The organism is Actinotignum schaalii (assembly GCF_028864145.1).
Taxonomy (GTDB): Bacteria; Actinomycetota; Actinomycetes; order Actinomycetales; family Actinomycetaceae; genus Actinotignum; species Actinotignum schaalii_B.
This window is the reverse complement of sequence record NZ_JARBHJ010000003.1, coordinates 25,257-45,864: the sequence shown is the minus strand read 5'-3', so window position 1 is coordinate 45,864 and position 20,608 is coordinate 25,257. Positions and strand designations below refer to the sequence as shown.

The following is a 20,608-nucleotide window of genomic DNA, read 5'->3' as shown; positions in this document are numbered from 1 at the left end:
TAGGCTCATGCTCCGACTACTGAAGTCACCGCAAAAGATCCAGGTCAAGCGTTCAAAAATGGCTTAAAAACCGCTATTTTTCGGGAAAATGAGCGATAATAGAGACATGACAGAGTTGTTAGCGCGTGCCTCTATTCGCCACCCGTGGAGAGTCATCATCACCTGGATATTGTGCGCCGTTGTTGCCGGTTTCGCCGCACTGTCAGGTTTCGGCCAGGGAGGCCTGTTCTCCCGTATGTCCTCCACCCAGGGCCTCACCACCGGCACCGAATCCGCCCGCGTCCTGGAACTCACCGATTCCCAGGGTGATTACCGCATGGTGGCCGTCATCCACGGAGCTGTGAATCCGCAGGAGCTGACCTCTGCTGTCGCTGATCTCAGTGAGGAGATCGCGAAAATACCCGGCGTTTCCAGCGCTCTGAGTTCCCCCTCCCTCGTGCGAGAAGCCGAAGCGGAAGGCGCAGCCAAGGCTGAGGAGCAGGCGCGCGCTGAATACCAGAAGGCCGCCGCGGCGGCCCAGCAGCAACTCACCGCCCAGATTGAGGCCGCCACCGCGCAGCTTATGCGCGCCGGAATGCCCCGCGAAGCAGCTCAGGCCCGTGCCACCCAGGAGGCGAGCGCCGCGGCCGCAGCGGCCCAGGCGGGCCAACCCAGCGAGGAAGAAATCGTCACCTCCGCCCGTGAAGAAGGCATGAGCACCGCACGCACCCAGGCACGCGAGGAAACAGCCGGTTTGCGTGCCGCGGACGGCTTCGCCCTCGTCATCACCTTCACCTCGAAGGCGAATACCGAGGCCACCGAAGCCGATGTTGAGAAGGCTCTCCATGCTTTCGCGGCCACGAACTCTGTCCAGGTGGATGCCACCTCCGCGAACGCGGCAATGACCGCCATTAACGATGTGGCCCGTCACGATCTGGTGCGCGGGGAAGCCATTGGTCTCCCGGTTGCCCTCATCCTCATGGTGCTGGTCTTCGGCGGTGTCCTCACCGCCCTCATGCCGCTGGCCGGGGCTATTGTGGCCATCATTATTACCCTGGGTGGTATTTGGCTCCTCACTTTCATGGCGGATGTGGATTCCTTCGTGCTCAACGTGGTATCCATTATCGGTTTGGCACTCTCCATTGATTACGGCCTGCTGGTAGTCTCCCGCTACCGCGAAGAAATCACCCGCGGTATCGAAAAGCGCTACGGACCGGGTGCCCGCCCGGAGAAAAAGGAACTGGCCACCATTATGGAAGGAGCGCTGGCCACCACGGTTCGCACCGCCGGGCGCACCGTCATCTTCTCCGCCGTCACCATTGCTTTCGCCATTGCCGGGCTGCTGGCCTTCAATTCCCGCATTATTCGGGTGATAGCCATGGGCGGTTTCGTCGTCGTGCTGCTCGCGGTTATTTCCGCGGTGAGTTTGGTACCGGCGCTATTACGCATTGCCGGGCCACGGCTGGCCCAGCCCTCCGCGCTCGCGAAGATTCCCGGATTGGGGCACCTTATGCGCGCGGTGGGTGATACCCATACCGATCACGGGGTATTCTCCCGTATCGCCGGCTGGGTGCAGCGTCGCCCGTGGGTCATTATGACTGTGGTCACGGCCATCCTCGTGGTCATGATTATTCCTATTAAGGACACCACATTACGCACGGATACCAGTGAATATATTCCGGTGAGCTCCTCACCGGGTACCACTCAGGAGATACTGAAACGTGACTACCCGGATTTGAGCCAGCCGGCCATTACTGTCCTTGTCAAGGGTGATGATGCCGCGCTGCGCGAGCAATCCGAGTGGATCGCCGGGCTGCCTGCGGTATCCAAGGTCGGGGAATCCACGAAAATGGATAACGGCTGGCATAACCTCGGGGTATTTGTGAGCGGTGGGGATCCTACCTCCGCCCAGGCCAGCAACACCGTTCGTGATATCCGCACGCATGCGGCAAGCGCCGCAAATACAGAGATTCTGGTGGGTGGCAGCGCCGCCATCCAGATTGATTTCAATGAGGTGCTGCGCGAAGGTGCACCCATTGCCTTCGCGGTGGTGCTGCTCGCCGTACTGATTTTGCTCTTCCTCATGACAGGTTCGGTACTCATCCCCCTCAAGGCCATCATTATTAATTCGCTCTCCCTGGTGGCCTCCCTCGGGCTCACCGCTTTCCTCTTCGATAACGGCCTGCTGGGTCTACCGGAAACGAATGGACTTACGGCGGTGGTAGTGGCTTGCGGCCTGGCCTTCGGATTCGGACTTTCCATGGATTACGAAGTGTTCTTGGTGGCCCGCATGAAGGAATACTGGGATTCCGGGGAATCGAATGATCGGGCGGTTTCGCTGGGCTTGCAGCGCTCCGGGCGGATTATTACCTCCGCGGCCGCGATTATCGTGGCGGTCTTCGTGGGCTTCTGCTTCGGGCAGATGCTCGCCATTAAGGAAGTGGGTGTACTGCTGGCCATCACCGTCATCGCGGATACTAGCCTCAGCCGTATCCTCCTGGTCCCGGCCACCATGACGGTGCTGGGCAAGTGGAATTGGTGGGCGCCACGCTGGCTATCGCGTATTTACCAGCGTTTTGGGGTGTCCGAAGGCGGGCATCGCACCCTCGAACACCACGAGCCGGCAACCGCCACGGATGATGAGCCGAAGGCCCTTCTCACGGGTTCCACGTCGCTAAGCACCGATACCCCCAATACCCCCGCACACGCGAGCACCGTAACGCCGATGCCACGCGGCCGGCACGCCGCGTCATAATGGAGGCATGTCTGAAATCAATCACCTGAATCTAGCTGAACTCCTGGGCATCACCTGGTTACAGGCTGGCGCTATCGCAGTAGCCACCTGCCTTATCTACCTTTTCCTCGTGGTGATTTTGCGGGCCCTGGGGCAAAACGTGGTGAGCCGGCTTTCCACCTCGGATATGGCGGCCGTCGTCGTTATTGGGGCGATCGCGGGGCGCGTGACACTCGGACATACTCCCACCCTGGCCGGCGGCGTCGTCGCCCTTCTCACCCTGTTCTTCATGCAAGCGCTACTGCGTTTTATCGCGCTCTCGCACCGCGGGGAAGCCTGGGTGCACGCGCGGCCCGTCGTTATCTGGGCGCGCGGGGAACTCACACCCGCCGCGCGGCGGCACTCGACCACCACGGAAGAAATCATGATGGCTTTGCGCTTGCGCGGCGTTGCGTGTGTGGACGACGTCGCAGCTGTCATCCTTGAACCCAATGGGCAGCTATCGGTGCTCACCGGGCCGGCTGCCACGCTTGATCCACGCCTGCTCGCGGGTGTGAAAGACGCCGAGCGCATCTGAGCACGCTCGGCGTCTTCCCGCTATACCGCTAGGCTCGCGACCGCCGCTATGCGGCAGCCGGGCCGCTACTTTGCACTGGGCTCACCGGCCGCTACTGCCTCCTCCGCGAGGGGCGCCCCGGTGGCGGCATCCACCGCGCCAGAGCGAGCCTTCGGGGTGGCATCCACACCGGCTTCCTTACGCTGCTGCGCGGTAATTTCCGCGGGAGCATCCGTGAGGGGATCCCAACCGTTGCCGATCTTCGGGAAAGCGATAACATCGCGGATCGAAGGGGCCTTGACCAGCAGGGACACAATGCGATCCCAACCGAAAGCAATCCCACCGTGCGGGGGCGCACCGAATTTGAAAGCCTCGAGGAGGAAACCGAATTTCTCCTCCGCGGCCTCCTTATCGATACCCATGACTTTGAAGACACGCTCCTGGATATCGCGACGGTGGATACGGATGGAACCGCCGCCGATCTCGTTACCATTGCAGACGATATCGTAAGCATTCGTGAGCGCGCCGGCCGGATCGGTATCGAAAGTATCGAGGTGCTCGGGCTTAGGAGCGGTGAAAGCGTGATGGACCGCGGTCCAGCGCGAACCGAGGGCCACATCGCCTTCCGCCGCGGCCTGCGAGGCCGGCTTGAACATGGGGGCATCCACCACCCACACAAAAGCCCAGGCATCTTCATCGATAAGGCCCACCCGCTGGCCAATTTCCAAGCGGGCCGCGCCCAGCAGTTCACGGGAGAAGGTCGGCTCACCCGCGGCGAAGAAAATGCAATCCCCGGGCTTGGCGCCGGTCGCCTCGGCCAGGCCGGCACGTTCCGCATCGGTAATATTCTTGGCCACCGGACCGCCCAGGGTGCCATCCTCCGCGATGGTGACGTAGGCCAGACCGTGTGCACCGCGAGCCTTGGCCCATTCCTGCCACTTATCGAAGGTGCGCCGCGGCTGGGAGGCCCCGCCGGGCATAACCACCGCGCCCACATAGGGGTTCTGGAAGACCCGGAAAGTAGTGTCCTTGAAGTACTCGGTCAGGTCAATAAGTTCTAGCCCGAAGCGTAGGTCCGGCTTATCCGAACCGTACTTTTCCATAGCGTCCTTGAAAGTCATCCGCGGAATCGGGGTGGCCAGGTCATAGCCAATGAGCTTCCAGATCTCACGCAGCACTTCTTCGGCGACCGCGATAACGTCATCTTGATCAACGAAGCTCATCTCCACGTCCAGCTGGGTGAACTCCGGTTGCCGATCCGCGCGGAAATCCTCATCGCGGTAGCAGCGGGCAATCTGGTAGTAGCGTTCCATCCCGCCCACCATGAGCAGCTGCTTAAAGAGCTGCGGGGACTGCGGCAGGGCGTACCAGGTTCCCGGGTTGAGGCGCGCCGGAACAATAAAATCGCGGGCGCCTTCCGGGGTGGAACGGGTGAGGGTCGGCGTTTCAATCTCCACGAAATCATGGCCGTCCAGCACCCGGCGGGCCGCTTGATTGACCTTCGCGCGCAGCCGCAGTGCCTTCTGTTCGTAGGAGCGACGCAAATCCAGGTAGCGGTACTTGAGGCGAATATCTTCGGAAACCTTGCCGGAGCCTTCGGCGTGATCAGAGACCTGGAAGGGCAGGGCTTCGGCGGGGCTGAGGACCTCAACGTCCGTGGCCTCCACCTCGATCTCACCGGTGGCCAGGGCCGCGTTCGCATTGCCTTCCGGGCGTTCACGCACAATCCCGGTCACCTTAATGCAAAATTCGTTACGCAACTCGTGCGCAATTTCTTCGCGGACGGTCACCTGTGCGATACCCGAGGCATCGCGCAAATCAATGAAGGCGATACCCCCGTGGTCACGGCGGCGATCCACCCACCCGGTCAGCGTCACTTCGCTGTCAATATCACTTGCTCGCAGCGAGCCTGCATAACGAGTACGTAACACGCTTTTGTCACTCTTTCTTATCGTGGGAAACGGCTAGACGGGCCGTTCTGAGATGCTTGCGAGACGAGCAAGCACCAGATCCATGGTAGAACCCGCGGCGCACTCGGGGCAAAAGTTAGGCTTAGACCCTAACGGTGGCACACACCACCGCCTTTCTTGAGCTCCTCCTCTTCCTTTCTTCCCCCTCCCGCTGGTGTAATTGATCTAATGAGCAGGTATCTATCTCCGGAGCGCGAACGCCTTTTCCGTATTTTTTCCGTTGGCTTTATTTCGCTCGTTGCTTTTGAGAGCATGGCGGTCACCACGGCCATGCCTACCGTCGCGCGTGCTTTCGACGGTCAGAACCTTTACGCTCTCGCGCTCGGTGTGGTACTTGCAGCCCAGTTGATGACAACGGCACTCGCCGGGGAATGGTCCGATTCCAAAGGCCCACATTCCTGCCTGTACACCGGCGTTGTACTTCTCACCTTGGGGCTCACGATCTGTACCGTCTCCCCCAGCATGGAGATTTTCGTGGCCGGGCGCGCCATCCAGGGCCTGGGCGGGGGCCTCATTATCGTGCCCTTCTACACCATCGTGGGCAATAGCGTGCAGCCGCGTCGTCGCCCTGGATTCTTCACCGCTTTCGCCGCTGCCTGGGTCCTCCCCTCGCTTTTCGGCCCCCTGCTCGCCGGCATCATCGTTGAGGCAATGTCCTGGCGGTGGATTTTCGGTTTCGTACCGGCCACTATCCTGTTCATTGGGCCATTCTTCTTTATCGGTATGAACAAAATCCCGGATATTGATCGCGTCAAGAAGCCGATGAATATTCGCACCATGGTCATTCCAGCTTTCGGTACCGGCGCCCTGGTAGCCTGCCTGCAAATTATGAGCGGGGCAACCTCGCATAATGCGCACACTTTCGCCATTATCGGGGTGTGTGGAGTTGGCTTGCTCTTCTGCGCTCGCCCGCTCTTCCCGCGCGGGACTTTCCGTGCGCAACGCGGGCTTCCCGCCACTATTACCACCCGTGTATTGCTGGGAACATTCGTGGCAATCGAGATGTTTTTGCCGCTGCTGCTCCAGGATGTGCACGGGTGGAGCCCGGTGGAAGCCGGTCTTATTTTATCGGTTGGTTCAATTACCTGGGCGGTGGGCTCGTATTTCTCCGGGCGTATTACTAACGCGGCGCTGCGTCTACGCCTGCCGCTATGGGGCTCGATTGCCGATGCCATCGGGCTTGCCTTGGTGCTTGCCGGCTCGCACCACGCACTTCCCGGAAGTCTCGTCATTATTGGCTGGGCCATTGCCGGTATCGGTTGCGGTTTCGCTTTCCCAGCGCTGAGCGTGCATGCACTCGCCTGCACCTCTCAGGCGGGTCAAGGGCGCACCTCCTCTGCGCTCCAGGTCGCAGACTCCATGGGAACATCGCTCGTCGCCGCGATTATTGGCATTATCTATTCGGTTCTTACCCCGCCGCAGGATATTGCGCTTATGGCTGGAATCGCGGTATCCATTGCACTGACTATCGCAGGTGCGGTGGTGGCCAGCCGCATTGTGCCGCCCGCGGGCAGCGAGGCCGCGGCCAATCTTGCCGAATCGCAACGCCTGAGCGGCGTCGGCCCGGGTGGAGAACAACTGAGCGGCTCGGATATGCTCAGCGAGGATCCCAGCGCCGCGTGAACAGAGGGCAAGCTCACCGCGCATATCCGCCGTCGGACTTGCACCCCGGAGTAAACTAGTAGCGGCGCGTTTGCGCCCCCTGTGCCTATGTTAGGAATTCATGTCTGAACATCTCGGTGAACACACGCCGTCTGATTCTTCCTCCACCGCCACTCCGGCGACTTTCGCTGACCTCGGGCTTTCCGAGGAAACGCTCACCGCTATTCATGCTCTCGGCTTTGAACACCCCTCCCCGATCCAGGAACAGGCCATTCCGCTCCTGCTGAGCGGGCGGGACGTTATCGGCGTCGCCCAAACAGGAACGGGGAAAACTGCGGCGTTCGGTTTGCCGCTCCTGGAACGGGTGGATACTAGCAGCGCCGTCGTACAAGCACTTGTGCTCGCCCCCACGCGCGAACTCGCGCTCCAGGGCGCGGACGCCATTGAATCTTTTGCCCGCGGCACGGATACCAAGGTGCTGGCTGTGTACGGTGGTTCGCCCTACCCGCCGCAGCTGCGCGCCCTTGAAAACGGCGTGCACGTGGTGGTGGGCACGCCCGGGCGCATTATGGATCTCATTGATCGCGGCGCGCTTGTGCTCGATCACGTTTCCTACTTCGTTTTGGACGAAGCCGACGAAATGCTGCGCATGGGCTTCGCGGAGGACGTGGAAAAGATCGCCTCGGATCTGCCCGCGGAGCGCGTCTCGGCGCTTTTCTCCGCTACGATGCCTCCCGCGATTCGCCGCGTGGCGGATTCTCATCTGCACGACCCGGAGGAAATTACTGTTACTCCCCCGGCTTCGACGGTTGCGAATATTACCCAGGAGTTCGCCGTGGTTCCGGCCCGCCGCAAGGTGGGTGCCCTCGCCCGAGTACTCGCGGTTTCTGAGGCCGACGCCGCCCTCGTCTTCGTGCGCACCCGCGCCACCGCCGAGGACTTGGCGATTGAGCTGGGTACCCGCGGGGTGGCCACCGCGGCGCTGTCCGGCGACGTCGCCCAAAAGGATCGCGAACGCTTGGTCTCGCGCCTGCGCGACGGCACCCTGGATGTTCTTATCGCCACGGACGTGGCCGCGCGCGGCCTGGACGTGGAACGCATCGGGCTGGTTGTCAATTTTGATGTGCCGCGCGAAGCCGATACCTATGTGCATCGCATCGGCCGCACCGGCCGCGCTGGCCGCGAGGGTCGCTCACTCACGTTCGTGACCCCGAAGGAACTCCCGCGCCTGCGCCGCATCGCGAAGACCACCAAATCGAAGATGGAAGAAATCGATCTTCCCACCCCGGCCGAGGTTTCGAAACTGCGCGCCGCCAAACTCATGGAGCAGGCTCGCACCCGTTTCGATGCCGGGCGCCTGGGGGTCTACCGCGAGGTACTCGAGCAATTCTTGGCCGCGCAACAAGAGGCGCAGCAGCTTAAGAACGACGACGCCGCAGCCTCCTCCGCTCCCCTCCCCGCGGGCGAGGACGTTACCGAAGCCGCGAGTGACGCCTCCCTCCCCACGGATGAGGACGTTACCGAAGCAGCGAGTGACGCTCCCGAGCCGATGAGCCTCGAGGATATTATCGTTGCCCTGCTGGCCTTGGGCGTGCGCGATCCCGGGCCTTCCGCGGATGAAGAGGAAAGCTTCACCGGGGAGGATAGCCGCGATTCCTTCAAGAAGAAGCGTCGCGAAGCTCGTGAATTCAAGGGCGGGAAGCGTTACCGCATCGAGGTCGGGCATAAGGATCGGGTGCGGCCGGGAGCTATCGTTGGCGCACTCACCCACGAAGGTGGCCTGCGCGGTTCGGACCTGGGTCATATCGATATTTATCCCACGTTCTCGCTGGTGGAAATCGGGGTGCCGCTTTCTCCGGAAGCCCGCCGGCGCATTTCCGAAGCCCAGGTTTCCGGGCGAGCCCTGCGTATCTCCGAGGACAGCGGTGCTCCCACCGCGCGCCGTGGGGGCCACGGCCGTTCGGATCGCACCGCGCGCGGGGATCGGCGCGGGCGCGGGCGCGGCAGCTTCAACCGCGGTGACGAAGGTGAGTACGGTTCGGATTACCGGGCTGAGCGGCGCTCAGACCGGCGCCATGACCGGCATGATCGCGGGGAACGCCGCGGCGGACGCGGGTGGCGTCGCTCATAGGTGTCGCCGCTTAGTGTTCACGCGCTGGTAACCTTCTCCCGGTAAAGTGGTGGTGGGCTGGATAAACTTTCACCCACTACCACGCTTCTGAGGAGAATTCCATGCGTAAAATCTTTGCCGGTTTGGCGGCGCTCTGCACCGCGATCACTCTAACAGCCTGCTCCAACGGTTCCGGAAAGGATGCCGCGCCCTCTCGTGATGAGATCGTAGCCGGGCTGAACCAAGGATTCAGTTCCGCTATCAAGGAGACGGGCACGTCGGCCCCGGCCGGCCTTCAGGAAGCCATGCTTTCTAACTTTGTTGAATGCATAGCCGATGGTGCTATCGAACAGGGCGTCTCCGCGGAGGGCCTCAAGATCATTGCCACGGGTGACGCTGATAAATTTAATGACGTTCCGAAACAGGACGATGAGCTTCTCCAAAAAATCACCGAAGGTTGCGTGACGAAGCTCGTTGGCCAGCCCCAGGGCTAAGCCCACGCCTTATTACCCATTTGTGCTACCCGCGCGTTAGGCGGTATACCTCACGCGGGCAGCCCGCGGGTGAATGCCGCGTAGCTGATAGTATCTACTTGTTTTATTCCGCGTGGAAATGAGTGAAGATGCGTAAATTTTTGGGCGGCGTTGCCGCGGTATGCCTCGTGGTGAATCTGGCCGCTTGTTCGGGTAAGAGCGATACATCGGAATCGGCTACGCCGGCTCCGGAAACATCGGTAGCCGCGTCGGCACCGGCCGCGCCGTCGGCACCGGTTGAAAGCTCCGCTGAGCCTGCCGCGCCGATCACCGATAAGGGCCCGGCAGCTATCGCAACGGATGGTCCGGCACCTAGCCGCGATGAGGTGAGCGCCGGTATGCTCGCCGCTACTTCGGAGTTACTCAAGAACACGCAGGATATTCCGGAAGCCCAAAAGGCGATGCTCCCCCAGCTGGTGGAGTGCACTGTTGATGAAGCGCTCAACCGCGGCCTTTCCGAGCAGGGCCAGCGTAATATCGCCGCGCAGGTCCTTTTGCTCTCCCAGGAAGACCAGGCCATTATGGGCGAAGCAGCCAAGGTCTGCGGGGAAAAATTCGGGGCTAACTAACCACTAGTTATTCTGGGTACAAAGCGAGGGCGGGAGCCTCCATTGCAGGAGACTCCCGCCCTTAGTCATTGCCTGCCCCTAGCCCTCATTGCTGGACCCGGAGAGATTTAGGCATCCCATCCGGTTAGGCGCAGGCGGCGCGCCCGCCCGGATACCCCACGCGCGGAGAGCTCGCGAAGCTTTTCCAGGGAGTCCGTTCCAGCCCGCACCTGGGTGCCGGAAAGTCCGTCGAGCTCGCCGGCCGCAAATGCCTGGGCAATAGCTACCGATTCCCCGAGCGGTACCCATTCGGTGCGGTCGCGATAGCGTTTCATGGAGGCCGTCATATCGGTTTTCACCGCTCCCGGATTGAGGGAAAGTACCCGCAAGCCACGCTGGTACCCGGCTAGATGCAAAGAAGCAGCCAGCCGCAAAAGCGCCGTTTTCGAGGCGTAATACGATACCGCATCCGCAGAATCGTGCGAGGCCGCGGTGGCGGAAAGATCAAGAATTCTCCCCCCGCCACGCTCCAGCATAATGGGCACCAACGTTTTCGCGAGCTGGAACGGCGCCTCCACGTTAATGGCGATGGTGCGCTGGAAATCTTCCAGACTGGTATCCCAGGGAAGTTCCTCTTCCCCGTACACCCCGGCAGAATTGAGCACCATATCGGGTGCGCCTTCCTCCAGGAGGATGCGCAACATCTCTCGAATGGAGGATTCCTTGGCTAGATCACACCCGAGGGTAATAATCTGGGCACCCCGGATCTCACATTCGGTGGCGGTACCATCCAAATTGGAGAGCTTGGTCGCCAGCAAAATGAGAGTGCGCCCGGGCGCCGCTAAGCCAATAGCAAGCTCCTTGCCCACGCCCCGGGAGGCTCCGGTGATAAGAATCCGGCGGGCGGGTTCTAAACCGGCCCGCTCCACGCTAGCCGCCGCGGCCTCGCCCGATTCTTCGCGCTCCAGTTCCTGCTGCGCCATTACGCCCTCAACTCCGCGCCGAAGTCCTTGCGCATCCGGCGTGCGACCCGGTGGCGTACCTGGGCAGTTTCCTCAGCGGTCAGGGTGTGATCGGTGCGGAAACGCAGCGAGAACGCCAGTGACTTCTTGCCTTCCGGTACGGGATCGCCCGTGAACACATCGAAGAGTTCAATGCCCTCGAGGATCTCCCCCGCGGCTGCCTCGATGGTCGCCCGTACATCACCGGCAATCACGTCGGCATCAACAATAAAGGCGAGATCTTCCTTGGCAACCGGGCTGGTCCATACCGGCTTCACCGCGGCGGGTTCCACGGTATCGGGAAGCGCCGCATCCGTATTCACCTCAAAGGCGATAGAGCGCGCCGGAATATCCAAGGCCTTGCAGACGGCCGGAGCAAGTTCCCCACCATAGCCAACTACCTGATCGCCACTGAGAATGGCCGCGCAGCGCCCCGGGTGCCAAGGGGCCTGGCTCGCGGCGCGTACCGAAACGTCGGCAAGCATACCGGCAGCCCGCCGCCCGGCTTCCACCGCGTCACGCCAATCCCATGTTTCTACCGGGTAACCGGCCCGCGCGGGCGTGCGCGGACCGCAGGCGACCCCGGCGACGTGATGGGGTTGAGCAGGAATAGCCGCGTGGAGTGCAGCAATTTCTGCTTCCGAGGGGCGCTGGCCCGCTGCCGGAATCGGAGCCGGGCTAATGCCAGCCGGACGGCTCACCGTGCCCATCTCGAACACTGCCACCGCCGGATTACCCCGCTTCACATTGAGCGAGGCCACCGGAATGAGGGTGTCGAGCAGGGACGTGCGTAGCAGATTGGCATCGTCTTGCAGGGGGTTAGCCAAGGCGATAGCGGTGCGTCGCTCATCATCCGCGGCGTACCCGAGCTCATCGAAACGCGCGGCCGGGATAAAGGGATAGGTAAGTACTTGCACCCACCCGGTTTCAGCTAGGGTACGGGCAATATCGCGGCGCTGCCGCTGCGCGGGGCTCAGGCCGCGCCCCGCCGGAGCGGTGGGAACGGCGGTTGGAATTGCGTCGTAGCCCTCCAGGCGCGCAATTTCCTCCACCAGATGAGCCGAACCGACCAGGTCCGGGCGCCAGGTCGGAGGCTGCACGCTCCACACCTCGCCGCTACGTTCCACCGTGCAACCGATATCCGTGAGGATATCCGCGATACGATCCGCGCTCAGTCGCAATGAAGTCAGGCGTTCCACATCCGCAATCGGGAAAGCCAGCGCGGGCAGCGGCTGCACCTGGCCGTAGTGGAATACTTCATCGGTAGCTTCTCCCCCGCCGTATTCCACCAAAAGGTCGACGACGCGCTGCGCGGCCACCGCCGCCACCGCGGGATCCACCCCGCGTTCGAACCGCTTGGATGCTTCGGTGGGGAGCTTATGCCGCCGGGCGCTACGCGCCACCGATACCGCGTCAAAATGCGCTGCCTCTACCAGGACATTGCGCGTTTCGGCGGTGATCTCAGTGTCCGCACCACCCATCACGCCGGCCAGGCCAAGAACCCGTGCTCCATCGCTATCCGTAATAAGAAGATCTTCCGGATCGAGGACGCGTTCCACGTCGTCCAAGGTGGTGAGTTTTTCACCGGCCGTGGCGCGGCGTACCACCAGCCCGCCGCCGCGGATCTTATCCAGATCGTAGGCGTGGAGCGGTTGGCCCAGGTCCAGCATGACGTAATTCGTGGCATCGACCGCCAGCGAAATGGAGCGCTGGCCGGCTTGCTGGAGACGGCGTGCCATCCAGGCCGGGGAGGGCGCTTCGGGATCCACCCCGCGCACCACCCGAGTCACGAAAAGGTCGCAGCCGGGCTGGCCATGAATGGGCGCATTATCTTCCACCCGCACCGGAAAACCGGTGGGAGTCGCCTCCGGGAGTGGCTGCGTAGGCAGGCCCGGATCGGTGAAGCATGCTCCGGTGGAGTGGTGGTATTCGCGGGCTACTCCGCGTATGGAGAAGCAGTAACCGCGATCCGGGGTTACGTTAATTTCCAGGGTTTCCCCGGGCAAGCCCAGGAATTGCCGGGCGTCACTTCCCAGTTCCACCCGGCTGGCGGCCGCGGCGTCGAGCACAATAATTCCTGCGCTTTCATCCGAGAGCCCCAGTTCACGTTCCGAACACATCATGCCGTCGGAAATATGGCCGTAAGTTTTGCGGGCCGCGATCTCAAAACCACCCGGTAGCACCGCGCCGGGGAGGGAGACAACCACGGTATCGCCCGCCTCGAAATTATGGGCCCCGCAAATGATGCCGCGCGAGGGCAGCTCAGAGGGCTCCCGGCCGGTACCGGGCTCGTCATTGTACTGGCCTACGTCCACGCGGCAGTAGTTAATGATTTTGCCGTTGCTTTGTTTCTTCGGTTCGCGGGTGAGAACCCGGCCGAAAACCAGCGGGCCGGTAACAGTAGCTGGATGGATTGTTTCTTCTTCCAAGCCGACTTTTACCAGCGCGGCAGCCAGCTGCGCCGGGGTAAGATCCTCGGGCAGCTCCACGTGCGAGCCTAACCATTCCTGCGGAATAAGTGGCATTAGTTTCCCCTCCCGGTGGTTCCGAATTGCATGGAGAAGCGCACATCACCTTCCACCATGTCACGCATATCAGCGATGGAATTGCGCAGCATCAGGGTGCGCTCCAGGCCCATCCCGAAAGCGAATCCGGTGTAAATATCCGGGTCGATACCGTTATTGCGCAGTACTTCCGGATTGACCATGCCGCAGCCGCCCCATTCGATCCACCCCGGGCCGCCCTTCTTTTGCGGGAACCACAGGTCCATTTCGGCACTCGGTTCGGTAAAGGGGAAGAAAGAGGGGCGCAGGCGCGCCTTGGCTTCGGGGCCGAACATATGGCGGGCGAAGTGATCAAGGGTGCCTTTCAGGTGGGCCATAGTCAAGCCCTTATCGACCGCTAAGCCCTCCACCTGGTGAAAAACCGGGGTGTGGGTGGCATCCAGCGCGTCGGTACGGAATACCTTGCCCGGGCAGGCGATGTAGAGCGGAGCCCCGCGGCGCAGTAGCGCGTGGGATTGCACGGGCGAAGTGTGGGTGCGCAACACCAGGTTGCGTTCCTCGGTTACCGCACCGGCACCGTCGACGACACCCGATACGTAGAAGGTATCTTGCATCTGGCGTGCCGGGTGGTCGGGCCCGAAATTCAGGGAGTCGAAGTTAAACCATTCGTGTTCCACTTCGGGGCCTTCGGCGATCTCCCAGCCCATGGCAATGAAGAAGTCGGCAATATCCTCACTGAGAACCGTGAGCGGATGGCGCGCCCCCCGCGGGGACCGGTTGGTCGGCACGGTAACATCCACCGTTTCAGTGGCGAGGGCCGCGGCCGCTTCCGCCTCCTCAATGCGGGCGGTGGCGCTGGCGAGGGCCGCCTGGATGTCTTTGCGGGCCGCGCCCAGAAGCTTGCCGGCAATGGGCTTTTCTTCTTTGGCGAGGTTCCGGATCTGCATATTTGCGTGAGTGATCGGAGCGTTATCACCGCTGTGCGCCAGCCGCGCGGCTTTCAACTCCTCGAGAGTGGTAGCCGCGGCAAAAGCACTGAGGGCCTGCGCTACGGCTGCCTGTACTCCCGCTTCGTCCAGGGGACTGAGCTGTGAGGACATAGCTGCCTTTCTTGTTGTTAACCATGTCAATTCTAGTCAAACTCGCCGAAAGTGCGTAACAGCGGGGCCGAGATGGACTCGGCCCCGCTGTGAGGTAACTGGAAGGCCGCTCGCGCCGCGGTACGCGGCGCCGGCGTCGTTCCTAAATTTAGCGCTGGCTCAGGGGAACCTCAGGCCAGAGCTTGTCCCACGAATGCCCGGTGAGGTCTTCAGCAACCTTGCGGGCTTCGGGAGTGGCGTCTTCCTTCGCCCCGCCCGCTTCCAAACGATGGATCTCATCCATGAGGATGGCGTGGGTGTGCTTATCCAGCTTGACGAAGCGGGAAACAAGCAAGGCCACCCCGATGAGGATCGCGGGAAGAATGACCGTCACGAAGGCGATCATATGGGAAGCGCCGGTGGACTGAGCCACCTGGCAGGAGCTTTCCAGCACGCCGGAGGCATCTACCTTGCAGGCACCTTCGTGCAGCGGGGTGTAGCCGGAGGCCGCCAGGTTCGTGCCCTTTTCCAGCGGATTGACGAAACCGCCCAGATCCATGAACCAGCCAACGAGGAAGGTTCCCAGCGCACCGGTGGACTTACGCCCGAAGGTCATAACGGCCGCGTAGATACCGGCGCGGTCTTCGCGGGTCATGATGTAGTCAACGTCCGGAATGAAGGGGTACACATTCCACGGGGTGTATTCGAGCAGCGCGCGCCCGCACTGGTAGATGACCGCGGTGGCCAGCAGGTAGATGAAGGCGTTGCTTTCCGGCCCGATGAGGTAGATCGCACCCACACCCGCCAGCGAGGCGAGGATCAGCGTGAAGGAGAAGGCCCACAGGAAACGCGGCCCGTGCGAGAGCATGAGGAACATCGCCCAAATCGTCATGGGGATACCCACGATGGACACGGCCTGCAGCCAGAAGCCCTGGGATTCGCTCATTCCCACCGCGTAGACGGCGAAGAAGGTGAGCGCCGAAGCGTACACATCCTTGCCGGTGAAGGAGAAGAGGTACACCGTCAGGTGCTTGTTGTAGGAAGAGTTGCGGAACACCGAGGTGAATTCCACCGCGGTGTGCTTGAGCATCTGGAAACCGTTCATCTTCGGCATGGCGTCAAGTTCGGCCACGAATTCCGGAGTGAGCGGGCGCTCCCACGTGGTGGCGTAAGTGGTGAACACACCGATAGCGAAGAGCACCGCGAAGGCGCCACCGATTCCGAGGTAGGCCCAGGGGTTGGAGACGTTACCGCGCACCAGCGCCGGGATGAAGAACACCACGAAAGTACCCGTAGCCGAGCAGAACATACGCATGGACGAAAGCGTGGTGCGTTCTTCGTACTTACGCGTCATTTCGGTGGGCAGCGTCTCCCACGGAATGAGGATGATCGCGATAATAACTTCGATCAGCAGGTAGATAACGAGGTAGTACCAGAACCCGCCGAAGGGGATCCACAGCAGCGGGAAGATGAGAAGCAGCAGTGGGCCGCCGATCATGAGGAAGAAGTGGCGCCGCCCGAAACGCCGCCCCAGCTTCGTGCGGTAGAAACCGTCCGTGAGCGGGCCGATGAATACCGAAATAAGAGCATCAACGATACGAGCTACACCGAGGATAAGACCACCCTGGGTAGCCGTTACCCCGCCGTAGTTCGTGAAGAAGTAGAGCAGCAGACCGGAGATGATGGTATTCCACCCACCACCCATGAGGTCCACCAGCCCGAAACAAATACCGCGACCAATGGTGATCGGCTTGGCGGTGTACACGCGCAGCTTGGAGAGTTTCTCCAGCTCACCACGCTTATCGGCGTCTAATGCGCCGCTATTGTGTGTTCCCATTTTCTTTTGTCTTTCTGTGAAAGGAGGAACGGTTGTGGTTCGCCATCGACTCTTACCGCGCTCACGCTCGGCTTCTGTGCCCGCGCGAGCTGTTACCGCGCTACACTGCCGCGAAGCTATCACTACCGCTCTTTCGCATCAAAAGCTTATAAGTTTCCAAGGCTTTCCAGCAGTTATCTAGCTCCCGGTTCATATCGTGGACGAGTGACGTGCCACCGGGGAGATTCTCTGAAAACCGCGGATTATCGCGGTTTTTTGCACGACGACGGCGCTTGCGCGCACCCCTCCGCCCCCACCATGATATTTTTCACATTTAGAAATTCCCGTTTCGTGCTTTCAAATACTCTCCCGAAAACCGCGTGTTTTCGCGTAAAGTGAGGGTACGGGCCGCGGCGTCGTCGCCGATGGTCACGCCCCCGGTCTCTGTGCCCGCGTGCCACCTGGCGCGGTGGAGTACCTTAAAAGAAGAAAGCCGAGGCGAGGGAAAGCCCCGCGCCCGGCTCAAAAATAGGAGGATTCAATGTCGACGCCCCTCACTCTCAATCCGGATCGGCTTTTCCCGGCCGATCCGACGCAGCGGAAACTGGCGCGCGAAATTTTCGAGGTCACCAAGAAGCATCCCATCATTTCCCCGCACGGCCACGTTCCCCCCGAATGGCTCGCTCTCAATACCCCCTTCACCGATCCCACGAGCATGCTCCTGACCCCGGATCACTACACCAACCGCCTCTTGCACGCGGTGGGCCGGGTGGATCTGGCCGATCTGGGCGTACCGGTAGGAAGCCCGCTTTCCCCCGAAAAGTCCCGCGCGGCCTGGCGCCTGTTCTGCAAGAACTGGTGGACCTTGCGCGGTACCGCGGTGCAGGGCTGGTTTGAATCCGAATTTGTGGATGTCTTCGATGTGCATGTGCGCCCCTCCGAAGAAACTGCCGACCAGATCTACGATCACATCAACGCATTGCTCAAGACGGAGGAGTTCCTCCCCCGCTCGCTGTACAAGCGTTTCAACCTGGCGATGATGGCCACCACCGATGATCCGGTTTCCGATCTGCGCTACCACAAGCAGCTCCTCGAGGATCCCACCTGGGAAGGCTATATTCCGCCCACCTTCCGCCCCGATAAGTACCTCGAGCCGGCCACCCCGGACTTCAAGGCAAATGTGGAGGCGCTCGGTCAGGCGGCCGATCAGGATGTGTCCACCTATGCGGGCTACGTGGAGGCCATGCGCAAGCGCCGCCTCTTCTTCAAGGAAATGGGTGCGGTCTCCTCCGATCATTCGCATCGCGATCCGGGCACGGCACGCCTACCCGAGGCGCGGGCGGCCGAACTTTACAAGCTCGCCCTGGACGGCAAGATTTCGCCGGAAGACGGCGCTGCGCTGCGCCGGCATATGCTCAACGACCAGGCTCGCCTGGCCTGCGAGGACGGCCTGGTGATGACCTTCCACCCGGCCGTGTACCGCAACCACCACCAGGCGGCCTTTGAGCGCCTGGGCGCGGATGTCGGGGGCGATGTGCCCATGGCTGTGGAGTTCACGAATAACGTGCGTCCCATGCTTTCCGAGTACGGGGACAATCCGAACTTCCAGGTTGTTTTCTTCACCATCGATCAAGATGTCTACCAGCGCGAACTGGCTCCGCTGGCCGGCTACTACCCGAGCGTCTACGTGGGCGCACCGTGGTGGTTCATCGATGAGCCGGATGCGATTTTGCGTTACCGCGAGCAGGTCACCCCCTACGGTACTTTCTACAAGACCTCCGGGATGATTGACGATACCCGCGCCTTCGCTTCCATTCCCGCGCGGCACGACGTCGCACGCCGGATGGACGCCGTGTACCTGGCCCGTATGGTTGCCGAACATCGCCTGGAGCTTGATGAGGCTCTCGAGGTATCCGAAGCACTCGTCACCACGATTCCGGCTCGGGCTTTCCGGGTGGACACCTCCAAGCTGGGCGGGACCACCGCGAAGTAAGTAGCTATCTGGAACCGAGAATTCGGCCGTGCGCGATACGTTCGCGCACGGCCGAGTGCATTAACCACCTTAACATGAAGTGACGGCCACCACTTTGCTATGATCGACTTGTTTCATTAATCAATGGAAAGGAGTCGCTATGGCGAACGAATTTGTGGACAAGATTAAAGAAGGCGCAACCGAAGCTTTTGATCGGGCTAAGGAATTCGGCCAGAAGGCCGCTGATAAGGCGGGCCAACTGGGTGATGCCGCGAAGGAAAAGTTCGAGGACATCAAGGACGAACTGACGGACAAGGATCACGGCGATAAGGCCGAGGAGAAGGCTTCTGAGGCCGGTGACAAGGCGAAAGATGCTGGCGAAAAGGTCAAGGATGCCGCCTCCGATGCCGGTGATGCTGCCAAGGAAAAGTTCGAGGACATCAAAGAGAACCTCTCCGATAACAAGTAAATCCACCATTCATCAGTAAAATCCACCAAAATAGTGATGGCGCGCCCTCCTCGGGGTGAGCCGTAGCGGGCGGCGAAGAAAGCTCTTCGCCGCCCGCTTACTTATATCCTCGTACGTTTATTCAGGGCGGTGCTGGATCATCGCCGTCGTACTGGAAAGGATCGCGGCGGCCATAGCAACATTGCAGGATTCGGCTTTCCCGTAGATCGGGATGGCGACGGTCGCATCCACATTGGCATCCACATCCGCGAAGCCGTGCGCTTCATTGCCCAGTAACCAGCACACCGGCCGGGTAAGGTCCGGGCCAAGGGGCGGTTGCCCAAGATAAGCGGCGTCATTAGCCGAGGCCACCAGGGTGGCCAGATCCCACTCCCCCTCGCCGGTGGCTGCCAGGAAACTGATGCCTGCGCGCTCAAGCACACCGTCGAGCTTGCCCACGTTAATGGAATCGAGAACCGGGAGATGGAAGATGGAACCGGCTGAGGAGCGAATAACTTTCGGGGACCATAGCTCTACGCTACCCCGGCCAAGGAGCACCGCATCGCATCCGGCCACGTCCGCGGCCCGAATAATGGCGCCCACATTTCCGGGATCTTGAATATTCGCGGTGGCCAGCACTAGCCTGGCGTTCTTAACCGTGGGGGTGAGCGCCGGAGTTTCCGGAATGTCGATAACGGCCACCACACCGCGCGCATCTTCGGATAGAGCCTGCATCTCATCGGCGTTAAGCGGGTGGTGGTAGACGCCGGCTTCTTTGATGAGCCCACCCAAGTCCGGGTTGGAGATAAGGCTGGCTTTCGTATAGTAGACGTCGCGAACAAGATTCGCGCGGTGTGCGAGGAGTTCCTGAACCGCTCCGGGGCCTTCCACCAGGGTTTGCCGGAAGCGTTCGCGCTGTTGGGGCCGGTGTAGGCGGGCGGCGCGGGTGAGTTGGGTATGCGATGCGGGTGTGCTTTTCACGGGTCGTTTCTTTTTCTGTAGGGAGTAGGTTGCAGGTGGTCGGCAGCAGCTAGGGCCGCACGAAGCCATCGGTAAAAACACCGGCCACGCCCCAGCGTTCCAATTGCCGGGCGCGTTCGGGGCTGTTGACTGTGTAGACGTGCACATCTCGGCCCACGGCCCGGGCCTCGGTGACCACGGCCGCGGTCACGGCGTCGTCACTCACATGCAGATAGCGAGAATCGGTGAGGTCAAGAACGGTGCGCCAATCCGGCCCGAAACTCGCGCGATCAACGAGTGCACCGCGCGGAATCTCAGGGGCGTAGCGCGCGAATTCGGCCAGTTGCAGGTGTGAGAAGGAGGAAACCAGGGCTCGCTCGGTGCCGAGCCTGCGGGCCTGTTCCGCTACCGCGCGCACGAGGGCACGGGCTTGCTGGCCACCCTGCACGCAGGGTTTCATTTCGATATTGATGCTTATCCCGGCCTCGAGGGCAAAATCAACGAGTTGGGCGAGGGTGGGAATCTTCTCCCCCGCGAAGCCCGGGCTGAACCAAGATCCGGCGTCCAGGGTGTCCAGGTCAGCGGCACGCAGCGCATCGACACGCCCGTGGCCGGTGGTGGTGCGTTCGAGGGTCGCATCGTGGCAGAGCGGGAGAGAGCCGTCTGCGGTGATATCCACATCCGTTTCAATCCAGGTGAATCCGGCCTGGTAAGCAGCCCGAAATGCGGCCATGGTGTTTTCGGGTGCGTCGGCGCACAGGCCCCGATGGGCGAAAAGTTTCATGATTGTAGTCTA

The 20,608-nt window shown here is 61.4% G+C and carries 15 protein-coding genes; 8 read left to right on the top strand and 7 right to left on the bottom strand.

Annotation, left to right across the window (positions count from 1 at the left end; genetic code table 11):
* Positions 1 to 106: 106 nt before the first annotated feature.
* Both PWJ82_RS01265 and PWJ82_RS01260 read left to right on the top strand, forming a co-directional pair.
* The gene (locus PWJ82_RS01265; protein WP_274734946.1) at positions 107 to 2,734 is read left to right on the top strand and encodes an MMPL family transporter; all 2,628 of its coding nucleotides are present in this window, start codon (positions 107 to 109) and stop codon (positions 2,732 to 2,734) included.
* 7 nt (positions 2,735 to 2,741) lie between these two features.
* Positions 2,742 to 3,290 (top strand): DUF421 domain-containing protein, encoded by a 549-nt coding sequence (locus tag PWJ82_RS01260; RefSeq protein WP_016442836.1) that lies wholly within the window; start codon positions 2,742 to 2,744, stop codon positions 3,288 to 3,290.
* A 65-nt stretch (positions 3,291 to 3,355) separates the two neighbouring features.
* Here the strand turns inward: PWJ82_RS01260 and aspS are convergent, their stop codons facing one another.
* On the bottom strand, positions 3,356 to 5,200 hold the full coding sequence (aspS, locus tag PWJ82_RS01255) for an aspartate--tRNA ligase (protein WP_274734943.1): 1,845 nt from the start codon (positions 5,198 to 5,200) through the stop codon (positions 3,356 to 3,358).
* A gap of 207 nt (positions 5,201 to 5,407) precedes the next feature.
* Between aspS and PWJ82_RS01250 the strand changes: the two genes are divergently transcribed.
* The 4 genes from PWJ82_RS01250 to PWJ82_RS01235 all read left to right on the top strand — a co-directional run bounded on the left by PWJ82_RS01250 (position 5,408) and on the right by PWJ82_RS01235 (position 10,053).
* On the top strand, positions 5,408 to 6,862 hold the full coding sequence (locus PWJ82_RS01250; protein ID WP_016442838.1) for an MFS transporter: 1,455 nt from the start codon (positions 5,408 to 5,410) through the stop codon (positions 6,860 to 6,862).
* Positions 6,863 to 6,962: 100 nt separating this feature from the next.
* On the top strand, positions 6,963 to 8,972 hold the full coding sequence (locus tag PWJ82_RS01245; RefSeq protein WP_274733073.1) for a DEAD/DEAH box helicase: 2,010 nt from the start codon (positions 6,963 to 6,965) through the stop codon (positions 8,970 to 8,972).
* A 101-nt stretch (positions 8,973 to 9,073) separates the two neighbouring features.
* Positions 9,074 to 9,445: a hypothetical protein gene (locus PWJ82_RS01240; protein ID WP_274733071.1), complete on the top strand. Its 372-nt coding sequence runs from the start codon at positions 9,074 to 9,076 to the stop codon at positions 9,443 to 9,445.
* 128 nt (positions 9,446 to 9,573) lie between these two features.
* Positions 9,574 to 10,053 (top strand): hypothetical protein, encoded by a 480-nt coding sequence (locus PWJ82_RS01235; RefSeq protein WP_274733069.1) that lies wholly within the window; start codon positions 9,574 to 9,576, stop codon positions 10,051 to 10,053.
* Positions 10,054 to 10,160: 107 nt separating this feature from the next.
* Here the strand turns inward: PWJ82_RS01235 and PWJ82_RS01230 are convergent, their stop codons facing one another.
* From PWJ82_RS01230 to PWJ82_RS01215, 4 genes are all read right to left on the bottom strand, one after another.
* Positions 10,161 to 11,015: an SDR family NAD(P)-dependent oxidoreductase gene (locus tag PWJ82_RS01230; RefSeq protein WP_274733067.1), complete on the bottom strand. Its 855-nt coding sequence runs from the start codon at positions 11,013 to 11,015 to the stop codon at positions 10,161 to 10,163.
* Positions 11,015 to 13,558 carry a phenylalanine--tRNA ligase subunit beta gene (gene pheT / locus PWJ82_RS01225; RefSeq protein WP_274733065.1) on the bottom strand — a complete coding sequence of 848 codons (2,544 nt, stop codon included), beginning with the start codon at positions 13,556 to 13,558 and terminating at the stop codon, positions 11,015 to 11,017. Before pheT ends, PWJ82_RS01230 begins: the two co-directional genes overlap by 1 nt.
* Positions 13,558 to 14,637: a phenylalanine--tRNA ligase subunit alpha gene (pheS, locus tag PWJ82_RS01220; protein ID WP_126134495.1), complete on the bottom strand. Its 1,080-nt coding sequence runs from the start codon at positions 14,635 to 14,637 to the stop codon at positions 13,558 to 13,560. Before pheS ends, pheT begins: the two co-directional genes overlap by 1 nt.
* Before the next feature lie 148 nt (positions 14,638 to 14,785).
* Entirely contained in the window at positions 14,786 to 16,453 is a 1,668-nt protein-coding gene (locus tag PWJ82_RS01215; protein WP_126134496.1) for an MFS transporter, read from the bottom strand.
* Positions 16,454 to 16,973: 520 nt separating this feature from the next.
* Here PWJ82_RS01215 and uxaC point away from each other — a divergent pair.
* Positions 16,974 to 18,425 carry a glucuronate isomerase gene (gene uxaC, locus PWJ82_RS01210; protein ID WP_274734942.1) on the top strand — a complete coding sequence of 484 codons (1,452 nt, stop codon included), beginning with the start codon at positions 16,974 to 16,976 and terminating at the stop codon, positions 18,423 to 18,425.
* A gap of 139 nt (positions 18,426 to 18,564) precedes the next feature.
* On the top strand, positions 18,565 to 18,873 hold the full coding sequence (locus tag PWJ82_RS01205) for a hypothetical protein (protein WP_274734941.1): 309 nt from the start codon (positions 18,565 to 18,567) through the stop codon (positions 18,871 to 18,873).
* A gap of 117 nt (positions 18,874 to 18,990) precedes the next feature.
* Here PWJ82_RS01205 and PWJ82_RS01200 read toward each other — a convergent pair whose 3' ends face one another.
* Both PWJ82_RS01200 and PWJ82_RS01195 read right to left on the bottom strand, forming a co-directional pair.
* Positions 18,991 to 19,833, bottom strand: a complete 843-nt coding sequence (locus PWJ82_RS01200) for a TrmH family RNA methyltransferase (RefSeq protein ID WP_274734939.1) — start codon at positions 19,831 to 19,833, stop codon at positions 18,991 to 18,993.
* Positions 19,834 to 19,882: 49 nt separating this feature from the next.
* On the bottom strand, positions 19,883 to 20,596 hold the full coding sequence (locus tag PWJ82_RS01195; protein ID WP_274734937.1) for a glycerophosphodiester phosphodiesterase family protein: 714 nt from the start codon (positions 20,594 to 20,596) through the stop codon (positions 19,883 to 19,885).
* Positions 20,597 to 20,608 lie beyond the last annotated feature (12 nt).